Below are 19,004 nucleotides of genomic sequence, written 5' to 3'. Positions count from 1 at the left end.
GGTGACACAACATATAGTGTTTTAGCAGGTCAGGGACGATACTCATGAGCGGCTCATTTTGTCAAGCCCGTTTATGTTTATAAACTGCGCGAGGACAAGCGCAGGCCCCACCTGCAGCTTTGCGCGCGGCAAACGAGAACGTGAAAATAAAATGTTCCACAACTAAGCCATAGGCGTGAAGATGAACGGCACAACCCTCCATCAAACCCAGATGTTGTGTTTTGGCCGTGACCCGATCGGAGTCGGGGTGAGGCACGGACCCCATGCCGCGCTACGGCATTGTCGGCAAAGCGATTCGATAACAAAAAGACCGAGAAGGAAATCCTCCTCGGTCTTGTCATTCTTGGTGGGCGATACAAGATTTGAACTTGTGACCCCTACCGTGTCAAGGTAGTGCTCTACCCCTGAGCTAACCGCCCCAATTGGCCGCGCCTCAGCGCGAGAATTTATAATAGGGTATTGTCCGGAACATGTAAAGGACTTTTTTAAAACTTTTCTAGCAAGCCGGCATGCTGCAAGCCAGCTGTCAACAAACCGCTACCATCAAACCGGCTTCCGACAGGCGACATGGAACTAGGATGGCATGGCCCTTGGATTACCACGCAGATCACTGCGCACCCATCCTACGCGCGAACGATGAGATAAACAAAACAGGCCATGGAGACTTCCCCATGACCTGTGTACTGATTGGTGGGCGATACAAGATTTGAACTTGTGACCCCTACCGTGTCAAGGTAGTGCTCTACCCCTGAGCTAACCGCCCCAATTGGCTGCGCTTCAGCGCGAGGAATAATATAACCGAGAGCGATGAACGTGTAAAGCGACATTTTCAAAAAAGTTTACGAGACGGGCCTTGGCGCACACTCAAGCATGTACAGCCACGCGGCCTCGCCTCGTCCACGCCTACCGCTGCGGCCCGGTGAAGGTCATGTTCTCAAAGGTGTCAGCCATGAACTCGTCGTTATAGTGGGTGTCAACGTAGACCTCGAAGGGGTTTCCGGGTGGCACGCCCTCTTGTCGCTTACCGGCGCGGTAAAAGCACATGAGCGTCATAGCTATGTCCGCGGCGACAAACACGGTCAGCAAAGTTACCACGGTCATCTGCCTTGTAGTGGTGGGTTCGCCTATGCGATAGATCAGCTCCGGCATGATCACCTTGCACCACGCGATACCGATACAACCCCATATTGCAAGGAAGCGCCAAGCCACCCATTGCGAGATATGATCGGGCAAGTGTAGATAGCTCCAAGACTCCGCGTGCATGAAGTATTCCATGCACCAGCCCGTCCCCTGCTCGAGAAGGCCGCCGGTGACCGCCGACACGACGAAGATCACCCACCACGGTTTTTTACGCAGCTTCCATAAAAGCATGGTAAGCAGAACGGCGCCGAACCCGTAGAGCGGAGAAAACGGACCCCAAACCAGGCCGACGCGACTCTCGACGATGCCGAACATGACGAACATCCAGACCATCTCGAGCACCAAGCCCAAGATGGACGCGATCAGAAAGATGATGATGTATTGGTAGAACCCTGGTTGGATATCGTCCAAAAAGTCATCGCGCATCTGCGTTTTGGCGGCGCGGATGATGCGTTGCTGCTCGCGCGAGATCTTGGCCCGCAGTCGCTTTTTGCCAAAATGCTCGACCTCAGACCAAACGGCTTCCTCATACACCTGCGCATCGAGCGCGCCGCTTTTGAGCATGCGCTTAAACGAACGGCCGGTGCCGCGGGCGTCATGGTACTTCTGAACAAGAAGGATTCCCAGCCTGAACAGCAAGAACACTGCAAGGATGAGCACGGTGATTGCGAACACGTACGGTCCTCCCCTCTCATTCGAACAGCGCGACCGCATGCAGGCATGATAGCGGCCATCTATCTACAAACAGTCATCATTTTAGCTGCGGCGCATATTTTTTTAAGATTCCGCTTGCAACGACCCCAAGAATCGCGTATATTACTTTCTCGCAAGCGGACATGGCTCAGTTGGTAGAGCACAACCTTGCCAAGGTTGGGGTCGCGGGTTCGAGCCCCGTTGTCCGCTCCATTGCTTGCTTGAGGGCCGATTCCTTTTTCGGCCCTTTGCATATCGGCGAAGTGGCCAAGTGGTAAGGCAGAGGCCTGCAAAGCCTTTACCCCCGGTTCGAATCCGGGCTTCGCCTCCAGAACTTTTTAGGGCGTCCATATGGGCGCCCTTTTTGGTATGTACGCGGGCAGTTGGTGGGACGTTGACCTGCCCTGAACTTGCCGCTCCCCGCTATCCCCGTGCTGTAAAGACGCCCTCCCCCCCTCTGGTACCAGCGTTGGAGTTGTCCGCCGGGATGGCGAGCCGAGCGGGAGGGCCACTGCGAAGCGGCATGATCCGATACATGTATTACTTTGAGCCACTATTTGGATCCAAAGTGGTTCCTGGTAATACGTAAAATGAGATCGGTATTATAGATAACCACTTTTTCTGATTTTTCTGGTCCGCTGTAATACCGATTTCAACAGTGGTATTACAGCGGACCATATGAAGAGGTTCAATATGGTCCAATCTAATACATGTATCGATTGGAACCAAACCGTCGCCGCACATCCAAGCAACAATATCGCTCCATTACGCGCGGCGCTACGCCAACACCAAGCCGCCACCACCACGCGCTTGCCCGCACTACAGCAGCCACCCGTCAGGGCACCCATAAATACCTGCTCATTCCACACTGCGAACACATTCGATATTTATGCTTGCATCCACCCTGGCAATCACGTATAGTAATTCCTCGCAAAGCGGACATGGCTCAGTTGGTAGAGCACAACCTTGCCAAGGTTGGGGTCGCGGGTTCGAGCCCCGTTGTCCGCTCCATTGCATGCGGACATGGCTCAGTTGGTAGAGCACAACCTTGCCAAGGTTGGGGTCGCGGGTTCGAGCCCCGTTGTCCGCTCCATTGCATTGAGAAAGCCGGTCGCAAGATCGGCTATTTTCTTATATCAACCATCTCTCCCCTATAGACGCAATAATAAGATGCAGGGCAAACGCGCACTCCCTCGCGCCCGCAGTTCCGCGTATACACGATCTCATGACAGCTGCCAATCGGCAACCGCACCCGCAGGCATTAAGCTGCGGCAGCACCAATCAGCTTGACAAGCCTCACGCAGGTACCGGGAACGTCGCGACGCCTAGACACGTCTACGCTATCGACCAGCATGCGCATGAGCTTGATACCGCGTCCACGCTCCTCGCTGGCCTCAATTTCTTGATCAGCGGACAACTCGAAGCCGGCACCGCCGTCGCGCACCTCAATCACAACTCGATCGGGATAAGCCTGCACCGTCATGGAACACCCCACGCCGCCGGCATGGTCAAAAGCGTTGGAAAGCGCCTCGCCGGCAGCCAGCGCCGTGTCAAAGCGAGCGTCCGCTGTCATGGGCAAGGTGGCTAGCAGCTCTGATACACGATGGCGATACGCGCCCAGGCACTCGATTCCCCCGGTGACGGATAGCGTCTTGTTCCATTTGGGCAGCACCCCCGCTGAAAGAACGGGCAATGCCGTCTTTTGCGCGGGGCGAACATGCAGCACATCGATCAGTCGGGCGATTTGGATAAAGCGAATCACATTAGCCGACGCGTTGACCAACGATAACAGGCCCTCGCCGCGTGCCAGCCGGCGCGCACATGCGAGCAAGAACGCCAGCCCGGTCGAGTCGATAAAGGCAACGTTTTGACAATTGATGATGATGCGCCGCATGCCCATGTCGATAAGACCATCGACCTGCTCGCGCAGCAGGGGGACCGACGCGATATCGATATCGCGCACGGGAACCAGTACCGCTATGTCATTCCACTCATTCATGCTGGTATGGTTCCCGCTTTAATCGCGTCTTAATCATTACTTAAGAAAGCTCTCGCTCGTCCCCGGCCCAACGCCGCGACACCCGTGTACGGCAAAGCTCCCCTACAACGCGTCCGAACGGCCCGTGTCGAAGCGCAGAGCCACCATGGCGATGTCATCGTCCAAAACTGATCCCGTAAACTCGTCCAAAGACAAAAGAACGTTGTCGCACAAGCCCTCGATACCCTGCAGGCTCTGGGTTAGCAACAGGTCGCGAAGGCGCTGCTCGCCAAAGAAATCACCTTGGGCGTTTCTAGCCTCAATAGCCCCATCCGTGTACATAAACATGATGTCGCCCTTCTCAAACGTGAACGACCCGGTCTCATACACCATGTTCTCAAACGCACCCACCACACCGGACTGAACGCTCAGCATCTCAACCTCGGCCGCGATATTGCGCCCCTCATGGGGCACGCGGGCGATCATTGTTGGCGGGTGCCCCGCAGAGCAGTACACCGCCGTACCCGCACGCAGGTCGATCTTGGCGATGAACATGGTCGCGAAAGTCTCTACTCGCGAGAAGCCCATGAGCATGCTGTTGAGAGAGCGCGCCAGGCCAACAGGGCTGCGGCCCTCCCATGCGTAAGCGGTCAACGCCGTCTTGACCAGCGCGGACATAGATGCAGCCTCCACGCCCTTGCCGGACACATCGCCCAAGATCATGACAGCGCGATCGTCCGGAAGGCGGATCAAGGTGTAGAAGTCGCCGCCCACAAGCGCCTGCTTGGTTGCGGACGAGTATAGCGAGTCTGACGTTATGCCCGGCACGCGACCAAGCTGGCTGCGCATGCCGGCCTGCAGCGTCTGCGCGATGCGCTGCTCTTCCTTTTTACTGCGCACACCGGTCTCAATCAACTCAAGGTCGTGGACCAAACGCAGCAGGTAGTCATACTCCATGTCATCGATGGGCTCCTGCGTGCCGTCGCGAAGCAGCAAGAACATGCGGACGGAAGCATCTGGAAGCTCAACAGATGCCAGCGAGGTGGACGAGGGCGCGGCAGACGAGGGGTCGCCAGCAGTTGCGCCACCGGCCTGCGGCGAATCCTCGCCATCGGCAATGTCATGCTCGGGGCTCATCGCGTCCAGCACGGCTCCACGCCCCATATCGATGAACACGCCCTGGCCGGGCAAACCGTGAGCATAAAGCCACTCGCCCATCTTAGTGGTCCTGTCAACACGCACCAGGCGCGCGTTCTTAAGATCCGGCTGCGTTGCGCCGGCGCCGGGCGAAAGCACATCCGCTGGCGCGCTAAGGCGCGAGGCGGGCGCTTTGGACGAGAAGAAGGCATCGTCCACAGAACAGGGTAGCGCCACGCGGCTGCCGCCCTCAAAATCGATAACGTAGCTCTTCAGCGTCGCGTCGAACACCACGGGGCATATGCGGCATGAAAGCATGCGCTTGAGTTCGGATACGATCTGCCCGCGACTTTCGCGAGGCCGGTCCTCGAGCGAGAACATGGCGTCGCGCATCTGGTTAAGCGAGCGGGTGAGCTCGGCCACGCGCTGGGAACGCATGGATCCAACCAGGCCCACCAACTCTATGGACAGATAGTCGCAAATGACCTCCAGCACGCGCACCTCGCTCACGCGCGGCGTTGTGTGGCGCTTCCAGCCAAGCTCGATGATGCCCAGCACCTGCGTGCCAAAAAACACGGGAGCGGCGATAACGGTCTTGAACGGAGGGGTGTCCTGCACTCGGATAGGCGTGCTCACACGGGCATCGATATCGTAGAACACGGCGCTAAAGGGCCCGCGGGGCTCCGTGGTGGGAGCGATAGAGAACCTGCAAGCATGTGCCTCGCGCGTCACATAGGTGCCGATACCCGCCCCATAGGGAATAAAACCCGGAAGATACTCCCCCGCAAGGCCTTTCGAGGCGCCGCGGAGCTTGAAGCCGCCGCTCTCTGAGAAGTAGATAGTGGTGCCGTCGGCGTCCAAGGTGTCCGCAAGCTTGTTCAAGACGGTGTCGAGCAGCGCCGAGAGGTCTTCTGACCCCACGGTGGACATGATGACCGACAAGGTACCGGAAAGGCGCTTATTTGCCGCCTGAAGCTCCGAGAGCAGGCGCTTGGCGCGGCGGTCCTTGGCGTATTGCTCCTCCAAGTTACGCAGTACGACCAACACGCGAGGAGGACGATGGCTAAGGCCGGTGAACTTGGGCGGAGTCATCATCAGCGAGCGAACGCTCACCGGAATGAACGAACCATCAGACAGCTTGAGCATCAAGGTGTTCTCAGACCCGTCGACGCCAAACGGCAGGCGATGGTCCTCCGAGCGCTCAAAGGTGTCGCTAAACAGCATGTCCTTGATGTCGATGCCTATAACGTTTTCGCGCATGCCCGACACAAGCGATAAGAACTGCTTGTTAACGTGCAGAACGCATCCATCAGGTTGGCAAACAACAACGGCGTCGCTGGTGATCTCCACCAAGCGGGCGAGATTGGGGAACTCCTCGTGAGCGATGGCCTCCACGTGAACCACGTCCCTCTTGACAAGAGTCGGTAGATAACAAAAAAGGCCTCCGAAGAGACCTCTTAAGATTTGATGGTGTCGGAGGCGGGACTTGAACCCGCATGACCGAGAAATGGTCACTAGCACCTCAAGCTAGCGCGTCTGCCAATTCCGCCACTCCGACTTCCTTGTGTTGCTCCTCGCAACGAATAGTATATTAACCCGAACCCCGCATTGAGTGCAAGCACTTTTTTCAAAAAAGTTTGGACGAAGTTTGCCTGATCTTTTGCAGCAACGTTTATGCAGGTAGAAAGCAATCTGTATCGACAGAAAAGAAGAAAATAGCGCGCTCCCCCACCTGATCCGGATTGTCGTCCTAAGAAAAAAGGGATACCGGTTATAAACCGACATCCCTTAGATGTGCATAATCCCTTGAGCGAACCGCATATCTTAGATGTTGATGTGCGACTCCTTGATGGGGAACGGCTTGGCAAAGTGGCAGGAGCAGAAGTGGCCGTTAGCGACCTGCTTGAACTCCGGAGCCTCCTTGCTGCAGATCTCCTGAGCAATGGGGCAACGCGTGTGGAAACGGCAGCCCGAAGGAGGATCGATGGGCGACGGAGGATCGCCGGCAAGGATGATGCGCTTGCGAGTCTTCTGAATGTCCGGATCAGGCACGGGAACAGCGGACAGCAGAGACTGCGTGTACGGATGATGGGGCTCGGTGTAGAGCGTCTTCCAGTCAGAAAGCTCGACCATCTTACCCAGGTACATAACTGCAACGCGATCGGAGATGTGCTGCACAACGGACAGGTCGTGAGCGATGAACAGATACGCGGTGCCAAATTTGTCCTGGAGCTCTTTCAGCAGGTTCAGAACCTGAGCCTGAATGGAGACGTCCAGAGCGGAAACGGGCTCATCGCAGATGATCAGCTTAGGACGAAGAATGAACGCGCGGGCGATACCGACGCGCTGACGCTGACCGCCGGAGAACTCGTGCGGATAGCGGTTGATGTGCTCCGGGTTGAGGCCTACGACGTCGAGCAGCTCGCGAACGCGCTCGATGCGCTCTTCCTTGGTGCCCACGCCGTGGATGGTCATGGGCTCGGAGACGATTTCGCCGATAGTCATACGCGGGTTGAGCGACGCGTAAGGGTCCTGGAAGATGAACTGCATCTCGCGGCGCATGTCCTTGAGTTCATGCTTGTTCATCGCGGAGACGTCGCGGCCCTCGAAGAAGACCTTGCCCGCGGTGGGGGCGCTCAGGCGCATGATGGTTCGACCGGTGGTGGACTTGCCGCAGCCGGACTCGCCTACCAAACCAAAAGTTTCGCCGGGATAGATCTCAAACGAAACATCGTTAACGGCGGAAACAACGCGCTTGGAGAAACGGCCGCCGAAGGCGCCGGAGCCAGCGGGGAATTCCTTGCTTAGATGCTCGACTTTGAGCAGGGGTTGCCTCTCGGTCATTTATGCCCTACCTCCAATCACGGAAGGGTCGAGAACGTCGGGGGTGCCAGTTGCGATCTTGCCGCGGGAACGCGACGTGTCCGGAGCGTTCTTCTTAACGAACTCGTCATCGCCGGCGAAGTGGCAAGCGGAGTAGTGTCCCGTAGAAGTGGTGTAATGCTCGGGCAGCTTCTCGTGGCAGATCTCCTTGGCATAGGGGCAGCGCGGTGCGAACGGGCATCCCTTAGGAAGGTTCATAAGCGAGGGAGGATTGCCGTCGATGGGAGTCAGCGGCTTCTTCTCGTCCACGGCCTGCTCCGGAATCGAGCGGATGAGGCCCCAAGTGTAAGGGTGACGGCTATCGTAGAAGATCTCGTCGGCGGAACCGAACTCGACGGGGCGGCCGGCGTACATGACCATGATCTTGTCGGCGATATCCGCAACAACGCCCAGGTCATGGGTAATCATGACGATAGCGTTGCCGTTCTTCTCCTGCATCTCCTGCATGAGCTCGATGATCTGCGCCTGGATGGTAACGTCCAGGGCGGTGGTGGGCTCGTCGGCGATGAGGATGTCCGGATCGCATGCAAGGGCCATGGCGATCATGACGCGCTGGCGCATACCGCCGGAGAACTGGTGCGGATACTCGTTGACGCGCTTCTCCGGCTCGGGAATACCGACCAGGTCGAGAAGCTCGGTAGCGCGCTTGAGAGCCTGCTCCTTGGTGTAGCCACGATGCAGGCGAAGGCCCTCGCCCACCTGCTTGCCGATCTTGTAAACCGGGTTCAGGGAGGTCATGGGGTCCTGGAAAATCATTGCGATATCGTTACCGCGAATGTGCTGCATCTCTTCCTCGGACATATCGAGCAGCGAGTGACCGCGATACATGACGCGACCGCCCTCGATATGGCCGGGAGGCATGGAGATAAGACCCATGATGGTCATGGCGGTCACGGACTTGCCGGAACCGGACTCGCCGACGACGCCGAGGGTCTCGCCGCGATCGAGCGTGTAGGAAACGCCATCGACCGCGTGGACGATGCCGTCCTCGGTATGGAAATACATCTTGAGGTTATCGACCTCGAGAAGGTGCTGACCCTCGGGGATGGGCTGCGTCTTAAGGTCGACGTAGTTCTTATTGGACTTCTTCTTCATGAACTTACGCATCCTTCATCTTGACGTCGAGAGCATCGCGCAGGCCGTCACCAAGCAGGGTGAAGGCGAGAACGGTGGAAAGAATCGCCAGACCCGGCATGATCATCATCCACGGAGCGGTCTCAAGGTACGCCTGGCCGGCCTGAATCATGGAGCCCCAAGACGGGGTGGGCGGAACAACGCCCATGCCCAGGAAGGACAGGGAGGACTCGGTAAGGATGGCGCCGCCGATGTTCATGGTCGCGTAGACGACGATGGAAGCCACGGAGTTGGGGAAGATATGACGCGCGATGATACGAGCGTCAGATGCGCCCATAGCGCGAGCGGCGTCGACGTAGTCGTTCTCCTTGACGGTAAGGATCGCGGAGCGGAACACACGGGCGATCGACGGCCAGCCAAGGATACCGATAGCGATAAAGACGTTGGTAAGGCTCTGCCCGATAACCGCGATCATGGCAACGACGAACAGGATATAGGGGAACGCCAGGAACACGTCGGCGAGACGCATGATGATGGTGTCCCAGATACCGCCGTAGAACGCTGCGATCGCACCAAGAATCAGACCGATTGCCGTAGAGATGGCGGTGGCCATGATACCGACCGACAGCGAGACGCGCGCGCCGTAGATAACGCGGACAAGGATGTCGCGGCCCAGCGGATCGGTGCCGAACGGGTGCTCAGCCGAAGGAGGCAGCAGCGAGGTGGTCGCCATGAGCGTAGAGTCGGACGCGGTGGGCGAACCCAACCAATCCTGCGCCCATAGGTCCGCGGTGAGAGCGACCAGGGCGACGAAAATGATCCAGATCACCGCGAGGACGGCGAGCTTGTTTTTACGAAGACGCTTGAAGGCATCGCCCCAAAGCGTGCGGGACTTGGCGGCGGGCTTAACCTGACCCTTGGTCTCCGCCTTTGCGGCCATGCCGGCGCGCTGAGTAGGACTCGGTTCTTGCATGCTAACCCTCCCCTACGCCTTGTCCTTGGGCGCACCGTAACGAATGCGAGGATCAAGGAATGCGTAGCTGATATCGACCAGAAGATTGATAACCATGACCACGACGACAACCACGGTCACGCCACCCATAACAATGGGCCAGTCACGCTGCGTAATAGCGCGATAGATCTCATAGCCAACACCGGGCCAGTTGAAGACCGTCTCCGTGAGGATTGCGCCGGCGAGCATAGCGCCAAAGTCGACGCCAATATAGGTGACAACCGGGATAAGGGCGTTCTTAAGAGCGTGCTTCCAGATGATGGCGCGATTTGAAAGGCCCTTGGCCTTAGCGGTGCGGATGTAGTCCTGGTTCATAACATCCAACAGCTGCGAGCGCATGATGCGCGCGGCATAGGCGGTGGATACGGAAGCCAGGGTGATGGAAGGCAGGATATAGTGGACCCAATCCTGGTACTGGGATGCGGCACCGCCGGCACCGGAGATAGGCAGCGAGAACGCGCCGCCGGTCAAGTCCTTGATCCAGACGCCGAAAATCAGCTGGAGCAGCATGCCCAACCAGAATGCCGGCACTGCGACCAAAACCGACGTAGAGAGGGTTACGAGGATATCCCAGAACGAGTATCGCTTCACTGCCGAGATGATTCCTGCGCCGACGCCCATAATGGCTTCCAAAACGATGGCGCAGATAGCAAGCTTGATGGTATACGGATACTTGGAACTTAAGATATCCGTGACCTCCATCTTGCGCTGGTAGGACTCACCCAGATCACCATGGAACAGGTCGGTGATGTAGGTGACGTAGCGGTCCAGCATGGGGACCGGAACGGGATCGCCGTTCTCGTCGAGAATAGCGTGGCCATTCTCATCGACCTGAACAAGATTATAGCGAATGCGCAGGTTAAGCTCCGCTTCCGGAGTCATGGCCTTACCGCCGCCGCCTATAAGCTTGATCGGATCGCCCGGGACAATGTTCTGCAGCGCAAACAGAATAAGCGTTACGCCAAAGAACACCGGGATGAATTGCAGCACTCGCTTGAGGATGTACTTTCCCATAGATACGATCTCTCCCCTGTCGTCGGGACTAAATGTGAAGATGGAGACGGTCGGGGTTCCTCTCCATCAGGAAACGGGATGCCGACGCGAGCATCGGCACCCCGTTTTCGCGAACAGTTAGTATAACCTAAAAGGCAATTACTGTACGTTAATTGACATTATCTACGCGGACAGCTCAGCGCGGCCAAGGTAGGCCTTCTTCTGAGGATCGATGTAGAGGTTCTTGATGCGGCTGGAGCCGACAAGAGTGTGGGTGTAGAACATCACAGGGATGACGGGCAGGTCGGCGCCGATGAGAGCGTCGGCCTCCTGCATCTTGGCGATACGAGCAGCGTCGTCGGTGATGCCACGGGCGTCCATGATCATCTTGTCAACCTCGGCGTTGCTGTAACCAGACTTGTTGTCGCCACCCAGGGAATCAGAGTGGAACAGCGGGTACAGGAAGTTGTCCATGATCGGGTAGTCGGCAACCCAGGCCAGACGACCGATCTGGAAGTCCATGTTGTCATACTTGGACAGAAGAGCAGACCACTCGGGGGTATCAGAGGTGACCTCGACGCCAACCTTGGCGAGGTCGCCGATGACGGACTCCATGATCTCCTTGTGGCCGCCATCCTGGTTGTAGGACAGAACCATGGAGATGCCGCGAGAATCACCGTTCATGGGAGCGACCTTGTCGAGGTACTCGTTGGCCTTGTCGACGTCATAGGCAGAGAACTCCCATGCGCCCTCCTTGTAACCGTCGATTCCCGGAGGAACGATGCCGTCGGCGGGGGTACGGGTGCCCTTGAAGATGGACTCGCAGATAGCCTCGCGGTTGATGGCCAGAGAAACGCCCTTACGGAAGTCGGCGTTGTTGAAAGGCTCGATGGTGGTGTTGCAGACCAGGTAATACGTGGAGGGCTCGGCACCAAGAAGCATACGACCCTTGTCGTTCATGGTGTAGCCGTCCTCAGACGTGCCGTACTCCTTCTTGGCGGCATCGATCTGAGCGGTGGGAACGTCGGCGACGTCGAAGTTGCCAGCCTGGAACTCCTTGTACGCGGTCTCGATGTCCTTCTGGACGCCGAAGTGGATGCCGTCGATCTTGGCCTTGTCGCCGTGATAATCATCAAAACGGACGAGGTCGATGTACTGGCCGTCCTCCCACTTGGTGTCCGGCTTCATCATGAAGGCGCCGTTGCCGATAGGAGCGAGGTAGAAGTTCTTGGCGTCGGACTCAGCGGCCTCGGGCACGGGAGCCAGAGCGGGGTGAGAGCAGACGTAGGGGAAGTCAGCGTAGGCAGCGGTGAGCTCGACAACCAGCGTGTTGTCGTCGGGGCAGGTAACGCCGGCGAAGTCGTCGGCGTCGCCAGCGGCGAGCTCGGAGTAGCCCTTGACCATGGACAGGTGGTAAGCGATCTGGGAGGGACCGTACTCTACCTGAACCGCGCTCTTGGGGCTGACCAGACGGGTCCAACCGCGCTTGAAGTCAGCAGCGGTAACGGGGTCGCCGTTGTGGAAGGTGGCGCCCTCGATCAGGTGGAAGGTAAAGGTCTTGACGTCATCGGAAACCTCATAGCTCTCGCAGGCGAGCGGCTTGAGCTCGTTGGCCTCGAAGTCGAACTTCATGAGGGAATCGAAGAGCTGGAACTCGACCTGGGTGCCCTGGTCCTCCTGGACGTTGTAGGGATCGATGCAGACCGGGTTGTTGATGTAGTAGTTCAGGGTGCCACCCTCAGCAGCGGTAGAGGTGCTGCCGCTACCGGAAGCGGTGTTCTCCTTCTTGCCGCATGCGGCGAGGAACGCCAGAGAGCTCGCAGCGAGGGTGCCGCCGACGAACGCGCGACGACCGACTACGGGCTGGTTCTTCATTTCAGTCATGCCATCCTCCTTTAAGATGAAACCTTCCGATGCACGGTGATTTCGAGCGCACTCGACCGCAGCAAAACCGCGCACCGTATCATCGTCCAACCCATTGCCCACACTTGGTAACAGGCTGTGATGTTGTACTACCTTAGCGCATTTAATGCATAATTAACGTCTCTTTTTGTGTAACCGCAAGGATTTTCTTTATTTGGCAAAAGTGCGATTGTGCATATTGATACTTTTTAGCGAATCGCACTATTTCTACCTGCAAACTCATGACACCGCTCACCAAACTCAAAAAAGTCAAGTTCAAGTTCGGCGAACGGTGACATGCCCAGATGGATGAAACCATTTAGAAACAATATGCGTTTACAAGCGCTTTACCTACCGTTTGAACAAGCTTAAAAACCCACGCTTGACCACATCGAAAAAGCTCAGCGACCGCACCAGATGGTCCTCTGGAATATAAGCGCGCATGGCGCGCAGGGTCTTCTTGTTGTCCTTGGTAGAGAACGAGAAGTCCCCGTCGTTCTTGGTCATGATCGCAAAGCGCGCGATCCACTTGCCACCAAACATGACGGAGCCCGCTACATGGTCGATCTGCTCCCACGGTATCTGAATGAAATCCTCGGGATTCTTCTCGTTATAGAACTCAAAGGCTTTGTTGCCGATCATGACGTTGCCGTAAGTGGCAAGACCATGGTAGGACGTTGCGGGAATCGTAAGGTCCACGACGCTGTTTTGCGACTGAGCCATCCCCACTCCCCTCATTAGAATATGCAGAAACCATTTTACCGTACCACATAGGTACCAGTGAATACAGTACGCCCCGTGCACGCGACGCAAAGTCGAATACACGGGGCGCGAATGCAAGAATCAGGCTGCTACCGGATTCATCGTCCAAAAAAGCCGTACATGCACGTCGAACGACGACTTACATGATGCCAAGCAGGCGTCCGCCGATACCGACGGCGAACAGGCACAGGATGATGACGATGGGGGAAACCTTCTTCTTAAGCAGCTGGCAGCACAGAAGCGTCAGGCAGACAGCGGCGAGACCCGGGATAAGGGAGTCGAGGTTGGCCTGAAGCGTGGTGGTCTTGATGACGTCAAGGCCGGTGGCGCCAAGCGAGGAGTACTGCGTAAGGGCCTCGCGGATACCATCGGTGCCGGCGGGCAGGTTAGCCCAGTCGATGTAGGCACCGGCAGACTGGGTGACCCTGGAAACAACCGGGGTGAAGGAAATGGAAACCCAGCGCTGGACCAGCGATCCGATGATGAACATGCCGAGGATGGAAGCGCCCTCGGTGATCTTGCCCATCAGGCCGCCGGAGAGGTCCTTGGTGATGGAAGTACCGACCTTGTAGCCGAACTCCTGGGTGTACCAGAGGAACAGCATGCGGATGATGTTCCAGCCGAAGAAGAACAGCAGCGGACCCAGGATGGAGCCGCCGAGCGCCAGCGAAGCGCCCAGAGCACCGAGAATGGGGCGAAGGGTGAACCAGAAGACGGGATCGCCGACGCCGGCCAGCGGGCCCATCATACCGACCTTAACGCCCTGGATCGCTGCGTCCTCCACCTTGGCGCCGTTGGCGCGGTCCTCTTCGAGGGCCAGGGTAACGCCGATAACCGGAGCGGAGACGTACGGATGGGTGTTGTAGAACTCCATGTGGCGCTTAAGCGCGGCAACCTGGTCCTCCTTATTGGAGTACAGCTTCTTGATAGCCGGGACCATGGAATAGCACCAGCCGCCGTTCTGCATACGCTCGTAGTTCCAAGAGCCCTGCAGGAATTGGTGACGCCAGGCAACGGCCATACGGTCTTTCTTAGAGAGAGTAACCTTCTCTGCCATTATCGTTGTCCCCCTTTCCTACTCGTAATCGTTCAAGATGTCGCCGAGCGGGTCACCGGAGCCGCCGCCGTTACCGTTCTTGGCAAGGTCCTTGAGGCCAAGGTAGATAAGGGCGAGGGAGATACCGATGACGCCGAGGGCGATCAGCGTGAGCTGGCTGATGGCGGCGAGGCAGAAGCCCAGCGCGAAGAACGGCCAGACCTCCTTGGTCGCCATCATGTTGATGACCATGGCGTAACCAACGGCGGCGATCATGCCACCGCCGACGGCCATGCCGCCGGAGAGCCATGCGGGCATCATGTTCAGGGCGTCGGTAACGACCTGAGCGGGAACGAAGCACAGCGCGAGCGCCGGGATGGCGATGCGGACGCCCTGCAGGCAGATGGCTACGATCTGCAAGCCGTCGATGGCTGCGAAGTTACCCTTCTCTGCCGCCGCGTCCATAGCGTGAACTATAGGAATAGCGATGGTACGGCAGATCATGGTAAGGAACAGGCCGGCGACGGACAGCGGCACGGCCAGGGCGATCGAGGCGTTGATCGCGTCGGTCGAGTTCGCGCTACCGCCGTCCAGCGCGAGCACCATGATGATCGCGGAAGCGACGGAAGCCAGGGCGGCATCCGGAGCGACGGCGGCGCCGACGTTAGCCCAACCAAGGGCAATCATCTGCAGGGAGCCACCGAGCATGATGCCCTCGGCCAAATGACCGCTCACCAAACCAATGAGCGTGCACGCCACCAGGGGCTGATGGAACTGGAACTCGTCCAGAACGCCCTCCATGCCTGCAAGGAAGGCGACGAGGACGATAAGTGCAATCGTGATAATCGACATTTCTACCTCCTTTTAGGCAAGTTCGGCCTTAGCCTTCTTCAGCATGGCGTCGATAGACTCCGGCGAATCTGCCGGAACCTTGCGGACGTCGAACTCGATGCCCTTAGCGATAAGAGCCTCGATGGTCTCGACGTCTTCCTTGCCCATAGCGACGGCGTTGGAGACAACGACCTTGCCGACGGAGTGGGCCATGGAGCCCAGGTTGACCTTCTTGATGTCAACTCCGCCCTCGATGGCACGCAGGAGATCCTGCGGGTTCTCGAACAGGAGCATCGCCTTGGTAGCGCCAAAGCGCGGATCCTTTGCAACGGAGATCATCTTGTCGATGGGCACGACGTGAGCCTTGACTCCCGGAGGAGCAGCCTGCTCGATCATGGATTTGCGCAAATCATCATGCGCGACGGCATCGGAGACCACGATGATACGGTCGGGACCGGTCATCTTGGTCCACGTGGTTGCAACCTGACCATGGAGCAAACGCGTGTCGATGCGGCAGAGCACGTACTTGATGTGACCATCACCAAGAACAGTGCCCTCGGGGATCGCACCCTTGGGAGCGACAGCGGCTGCAGCGGGCTTCTCCTCTGCGGGCTCGAGCTCCTCGGGTTTGATACGAACGCCCTCGCGGGCAGTCTTGAGAACCGCGACGGCAACTTCCTGCGCGGACTCACATGACATACGGGATGCATACGCCTCGATCAACATAGGCAGATTGAGACCGGTTACGATGGCCCAAGAATCCTCATGGCCATCGAGCACGGCGCTCGCCTGGTTGAACGGGGTACCACCCCAGAGATCGGCCAGAATCAATACCTGATCCTGGTCGTCGAACGAAGAAATGCATTCTTCGATCTTGGCACGGATATCGTCGGGACCCATGCTTGGCATCAGCGACACGGCGCCGACGTTGGGCTGGTCACCGAACACCATGCTGCCCGCCTGCTTGATACCGGGTGCGAGCTCGCCATGGCTAGCGATAACAATTCCTACCAACTCTCCAACCTCCTTTTATCCGACTCTAATCCCTTCTTGCGGATATTGGAGCGTGCAGCGGCTGGTCATACCTTTGCGCACTCCACGGCACATTATTGTAGCCGTTTAGTGGACGAGTTTTGTAGAAAAGTTGATGAACAACCGTTAATCAACTGTATACATTGCATATACTTTTCTATATAATGAATATATTAAAGCATATTCCCTTATTTTTTTATTGCATATTGTATATATTGAATCAGATATTCATGCACAATTATCCGTTAACAGATTTATACTTGACAGTAAATCCCTGATTGTCAAGGCAGAATCCGCAAGCATTTTGTAACAACAATTAGTCCTCGCGCGTAAGATGATCATCGCGAAAACCACGAGACACGCCGTACGACCACACATATAAGAAAACCCGCCTCGAAACTGAGACGGGTTTAGAAAAAGTCAGCTCCCTAAATAAGAGGGCTCTCCCCTATTGCAAACAAGCGCCTTACAGGCCGACGATGCCCTGGGGGAAGAAGAACATGGCGAGAACAACGCAGACGGAGAACACAACGGCGACAATAACCGTAAGTTTATCGAGATTCTGCTCCATAACGCCGGTAGCAGCGCTGGAGTTGTACAGGGAGCTGGCGATCATGTCGGAAACGCCGGTGCCCTTACCGGAATGCATCAAAACGAGAGCGATCAGCGCGATCGCAGAAAGCGCCCAAACGGCGAAGAGAAGAATCTGGAACGGACCCACGTTGACTCCTTTGAGTGGTTTACTGACAGCCCATCATGGTATCACAGCATGGGACCGTTCGGTGAAACCAAGGGAAATTGCACGTTTTCGGCAAAGGCAAAAGAGCTCGTCCTCCCCTATTTGCATAGAGGGGAACGAGCTCTATATGATTCAGGTCAAAGAATCCTCGTCCAAAAGCTTAATGAAGGTCGAGGGGCGCGTCTACTCCTCGACGGCGAGAACGCGGCCGGTCATCTCGGCGCTGGGCTCAAGGCCGGCCATGGTAAGCATGGTGGGAGCGATGTCAGACAGGCGACCGTCCTCGATGCCGGTAAGCTTGGCGGAGTCGCTCACGATGATGAAGGGAACGCGGTTGGTGGTGTGCGCGGTGAACGGCCTCTTCTCGCCATTGACCTCGTCAAACATGTGATCCGCGTTGCCGTGGTCAGCCGTGATGAGCGCAAAGCCGCCCTTGGCCTGGATGGCGGGGATAACCTGGGACAGCGCGTTGTCAACAGCCTCGACGGCGGCCTTAGCGGCATCGAAGACGCCGGTGTGGCCAACCATGTCGCAGTTGGCGAAGTTGACGATGTAGAAGTCGGCGCGGTCCTCGTTGATGGCGGCGACCAGCTTCTCGGTAACCTCCGGTGCGCTCATCTCGGGCTTGAGGTCATAGGTAGCGACCTTGGGGGAAGCGACAAGCACGCGCTCCTCGCCCTCCTTGGGCTCCTCGATGCCGCCGTTGAGGAAGAAGGTGACGTGCGCATACTTCTCGGTCTCAGCGGTGTGCAGCTGCTTCAGGCCATTGGCAGCGATGACGTCAGCAAGAACGTTCTCGGGGAACGTCTTGGGGAAAGCGACCTCGACGTTGAAGGAGGGGTCATACTCGGTCATGGTGACAAAGTGGGACAGTGCGGGAACGACCTCGCGGTCGAAGCCGTCGAAGCCCTCCTCCGTGAACGCGCGGGTCATCTGGCGGGCGCGGTCCGGACGGAAGTTGAAGAAGATGACGGCATCGCCATCAGCGACGCCCTCGTTGTGGCAAACGAACGGATCGACGAACTCGTCACCGCGCGGGTCCTTCTCGTAGAAGGCCTTGATGCCCTCAACCGGATCGGACTCGGCATCGGACGCCTTGGTGATGGCGTCGTAGGCGAGTTGGACGCGCTCCCAGCGGTTATCGCGGTCCATGGCCCAATAGCGACCCTCGATCGTGGCGACGCGGGCGTCGCAGCCGGTCTCGGCGGAAACCTTGGCTAGGAAGTCGACAAGGTCGGCGACGTAGCCGGCGCCGGACTGGGGATCGACGTCGCGGCCGTCCATGAAGCAGTGGACGCGAACGGTCTTCACGCCGCGCTCGGCAGCCATAGAGACCAGGGCCTCGCAGTGAGACTCCATGGAGTGGACGCCGCCGGGGCTCATGAGACCCATGAGGTGCAGGGTCTTACCGGAAGCGGCGACATCGTCCATGGTCTTGGTGAAGACCTCGTTGGTCTTGATGGAGCCGTCCTTGATGGCGTTGTTGATGCGGGAGAGCTCCTGAAACACGATGCGGCCGGCACCGATGTTGAGGTGGCCCACCTCGGAGTTGCCCATCTGGCCGTCGGGAAGGCCGACGTCCTCGCCGGAAGCACCCAGCGTGGTGTGGGGATACTTCTCGTACAGCGAGTCGATGAACGGGGTGCTCGCAGCGGCGACGGCGTTATCCGCGCCCTGGGGCGCCAGACCGAAGCCGTCCATAATGACGAGCAGCGCAGGAAGATGATGGTTAGCCATATCTAATTTTCCTCTTTTCAAAAGAGTGGGCCGCAGCGCGTGAACGCCACGGCCC

14 protein-coding genes and 7 tRNA genes are annotated in these 19,004 nt (G+C 57.7%); 4 read left to right on the top strand and 17 right to left on the bottom strand.

Translation table 11 applies throughout. The annotated features are described in order from the left end of the window. Positions 1 to 344: 344 nt before the first annotated feature. From HMPREF9452_RS00290 to HMPREF9452_RS00280, 3 genes are all read right to left on the bottom strand, one after another. Positions 345 to 419, bottom strand: a tRNA-Val gene (locus HMPREF9452_RS00290). A gap of 269 nt (positions 420 to 688) precedes the next feature. After that, a tRNA-Val gene (locus tag HMPREF9452_RS00285) sits at positions 689 to 763 on the bottom strand. A gap of 140 nt (positions 764 to 903) precedes the next feature. Then, positions 904 to 1,815, bottom strand: a complete 912-nt coding sequence (locus HMPREF9452_RS00280; RefSeq protein ID WP_009140088.1) for a putative ABC transporter permease — start codon at positions 1,813 to 1,815, stop codon at positions 904 to 906. A 155-nt stretch (positions 1,816 to 1,970) separates the two neighbouring features. On the opposite strand from HMPREF9452_RS00280, the gene HMPREF9452_RS00275 reads away from it, so the two are divergent. The 4 genes from HMPREF9452_RS00275 (at position 1,971) to HMPREF9452_RS00260 (ending at position 2,926) form a co-directional block, all read left to right on the top strand. Next, positions 1,971 to 2,046: transfer RNA gene (locus HMPREF9452_RS00275), tRNA-Gly, on the top strand. Between the two features lie 44 nt (positions 2,047 to 2,090). Further along, a tRNA-Cys gene (locus HMPREF9452_RS00270) sits at positions 2,091 to 2,164 on the top strand. A gap of 604 nt (positions 2,165 to 2,768) precedes the next feature. Beyond that, positions 2,769 to 2,844 (top strand) — tRNA-Gly (locus HMPREF9452_RS00265). Positions 2,845 to 2,850: 6 nt separating this feature from the next. Next, a tRNA-Gly gene (locus HMPREF9452_RS00260) sits at positions 2,851 to 2,926 on the top strand. Positions 2,927 to 3,094: 168 nt separating this feature from the next. Here HMPREF9452_RS00260 and HMPREF9452_RS00255 read toward each other — a convergent pair. The 14 genes from HMPREF9452_RS00255 to gpmI all read right to left on the bottom strand — a co-directional run bounded on the left by HMPREF9452_RS00255 (position 3,095) and on the right by gpmI (position 18,949). After that, entirely contained in the window at positions 3,095 to 3,832 is a 738-nt protein-coding gene (locus HMPREF9452_RS00255) for an anti-sigma factor antagonist (protein WP_009140087.1), read from the bottom strand. Positions 3,833 to 3,934: 102 nt separating this feature from the next. Then, entirely contained in the window at positions 3,935 to 6,343 is a 2,409-nt protein-coding gene (locus HMPREF9452_RS00250; protein ID WP_009140086.1) for a SpoIIE family protein phosphatase, read from the bottom strand. Between the two features lie 73 nt (positions 6,344 to 6,416). Then, positions 6,417 to 6,506: transfer RNA gene (locus HMPREF9452_RS00245), tRNA-Leu, on the bottom strand. Positions 6,507 to 6,772: 266 nt separating this feature from the next. After that, positions 6,773 to 7,792 (bottom strand): ABC transporter ATP-binding protein, encoded by a 1,020-nt coding sequence (locus tag HMPREF9452_RS00240; protein ID WP_009140085.1) that lies wholly within the window; start codon positions 7,790 to 7,792, stop codon positions 6,773 to 6,775. Continuing rightward, positions 7,793 to 8,926: an ABC transporter ATP-binding protein gene (locus tag HMPREF9452_RS00235; RefSeq protein ID WP_009140084.1), complete on the bottom strand. Its 1,134-nt coding sequence runs from the start codon at positions 8,924 to 8,926 to the stop codon at positions 7,793 to 7,795. Between the two features lie 4 nt (positions 8,927 to 8,930). Next, positions 8,931 to 9,878 carry an ABC transporter permease gene (locus HMPREF9452_RS00230; protein ID WP_009140083.1) on the bottom strand — a complete coding sequence of 316 codons (948 nt, stop codon included), beginning with the start codon at positions 9,876 to 9,878 and terminating at the stop codon, positions 8,931 to 8,933. A gap of 12 nt (positions 9,879 to 9,890) precedes the next feature. Further along, on the bottom strand, positions 9,891 to 10,931 hold the full coding sequence (locus tag HMPREF9452_RS00225) for an ABC transporter permease (protein WP_009140082.1): 1,041 nt from the start codon (positions 10,929 to 10,931) through the stop codon (positions 9,891 to 9,893). Between the two features lie 162 nt (positions 10,932 to 11,093). Next, the gene (locus HMPREF9452_RS00220) at positions 11,094 to 12,794 is read right to left on the bottom strand and encodes a peptide ABC transporter substrate-binding protein (RefSeq protein WP_009140081.1); all 1,701 of its coding nucleotides are present in this window, start codon (positions 12,792 to 12,794) and stop codon (positions 11,094 to 11,096) included. A 369-nt stretch (positions 12,795 to 13,163) separates the two neighbouring features. Beyond that, a complete protein-coding gene (locus HMPREF9452_RS00215; RefSeq protein WP_009140080.1) occupies positions 13,164 to 13,535 on the bottom strand; it encodes a DUF956 family protein in 372 nt (123 codons plus the stop codon). 178 nt (positions 13,536 to 13,713) lie between these two features. Beyond that, entirely contained in the window at positions 13,714 to 14,631 is a 918-nt protein-coding gene (locus HMPREF9452_RS00210; protein WP_009140079.1) for a PTS system mannose/fructose/sorbose family transporter subunit IID, read from the bottom strand. A gap of 18 nt (positions 14,632 to 14,649) precedes the next feature. Then, complete coding sequence (locus tag HMPREF9452_RS00205) at positions 14,650 to 15,462, bottom strand: PTS mannose/fructose/sorbose transporter subunit IIC (protein WP_009140078.1); 813 nt, start codon at positions 15,460 to 15,462, stop codon at positions 14,650 to 14,652. A 12-nt stretch (positions 15,463 to 15,474) separates the two neighbouring features. Continuing rightward, on the bottom strand, positions 15,475 to 16,455 hold the full coding sequence (locus HMPREF9452_RS00200; RefSeq protein ID WP_009140077.1) for a PTS sugar transporter subunit IIB: 981 nt from the start codon (positions 16,453 to 16,455) through the stop codon (positions 15,475 to 15,477). Positions 16,456 to 16,939: 484 nt separating this feature from the next. Beyond that, a complete protein-coding gene (gene secG / locus HMPREF9452_RS00195) occupies positions 16,940 to 17,194 on the bottom strand; it encodes a preprotein translocase subunit SecG (RefSeq protein WP_009140076.1) in 255 nt (84 codons plus the stop codon). Positions 17,195 to 17,395: 201 nt separating this feature from the next. Continuing rightward, positions 17,396 to 18,949: a 2,3-bisphosphoglycerate-independent phosphoglycerate mutase gene (gene gpmI / locus HMPREF9452_RS00190; protein WP_009140075.1), complete on the bottom strand. Its 1,554-nt coding sequence runs from the start codon at positions 18,947 to 18,949 to the stop codon at positions 17,396 to 17,398. Positions 18,950 to 19,004 lie beyond the last annotated feature (55 nt).

It is taken from the genome of Collinsella tanakaei YIT 12063 (assembly GCF_000225705.1).
Lineage (GTDB): Bacteria > Actinomycetota > Coriobacteriia > Coriobacteriales > Coriobacteriaceae > Collinsella > Collinsella tanakaei.
Note: the sequence above shows the minus strand (reverse complement) of the source record. Positions and strands in the feature narration are given on the sequence as shown.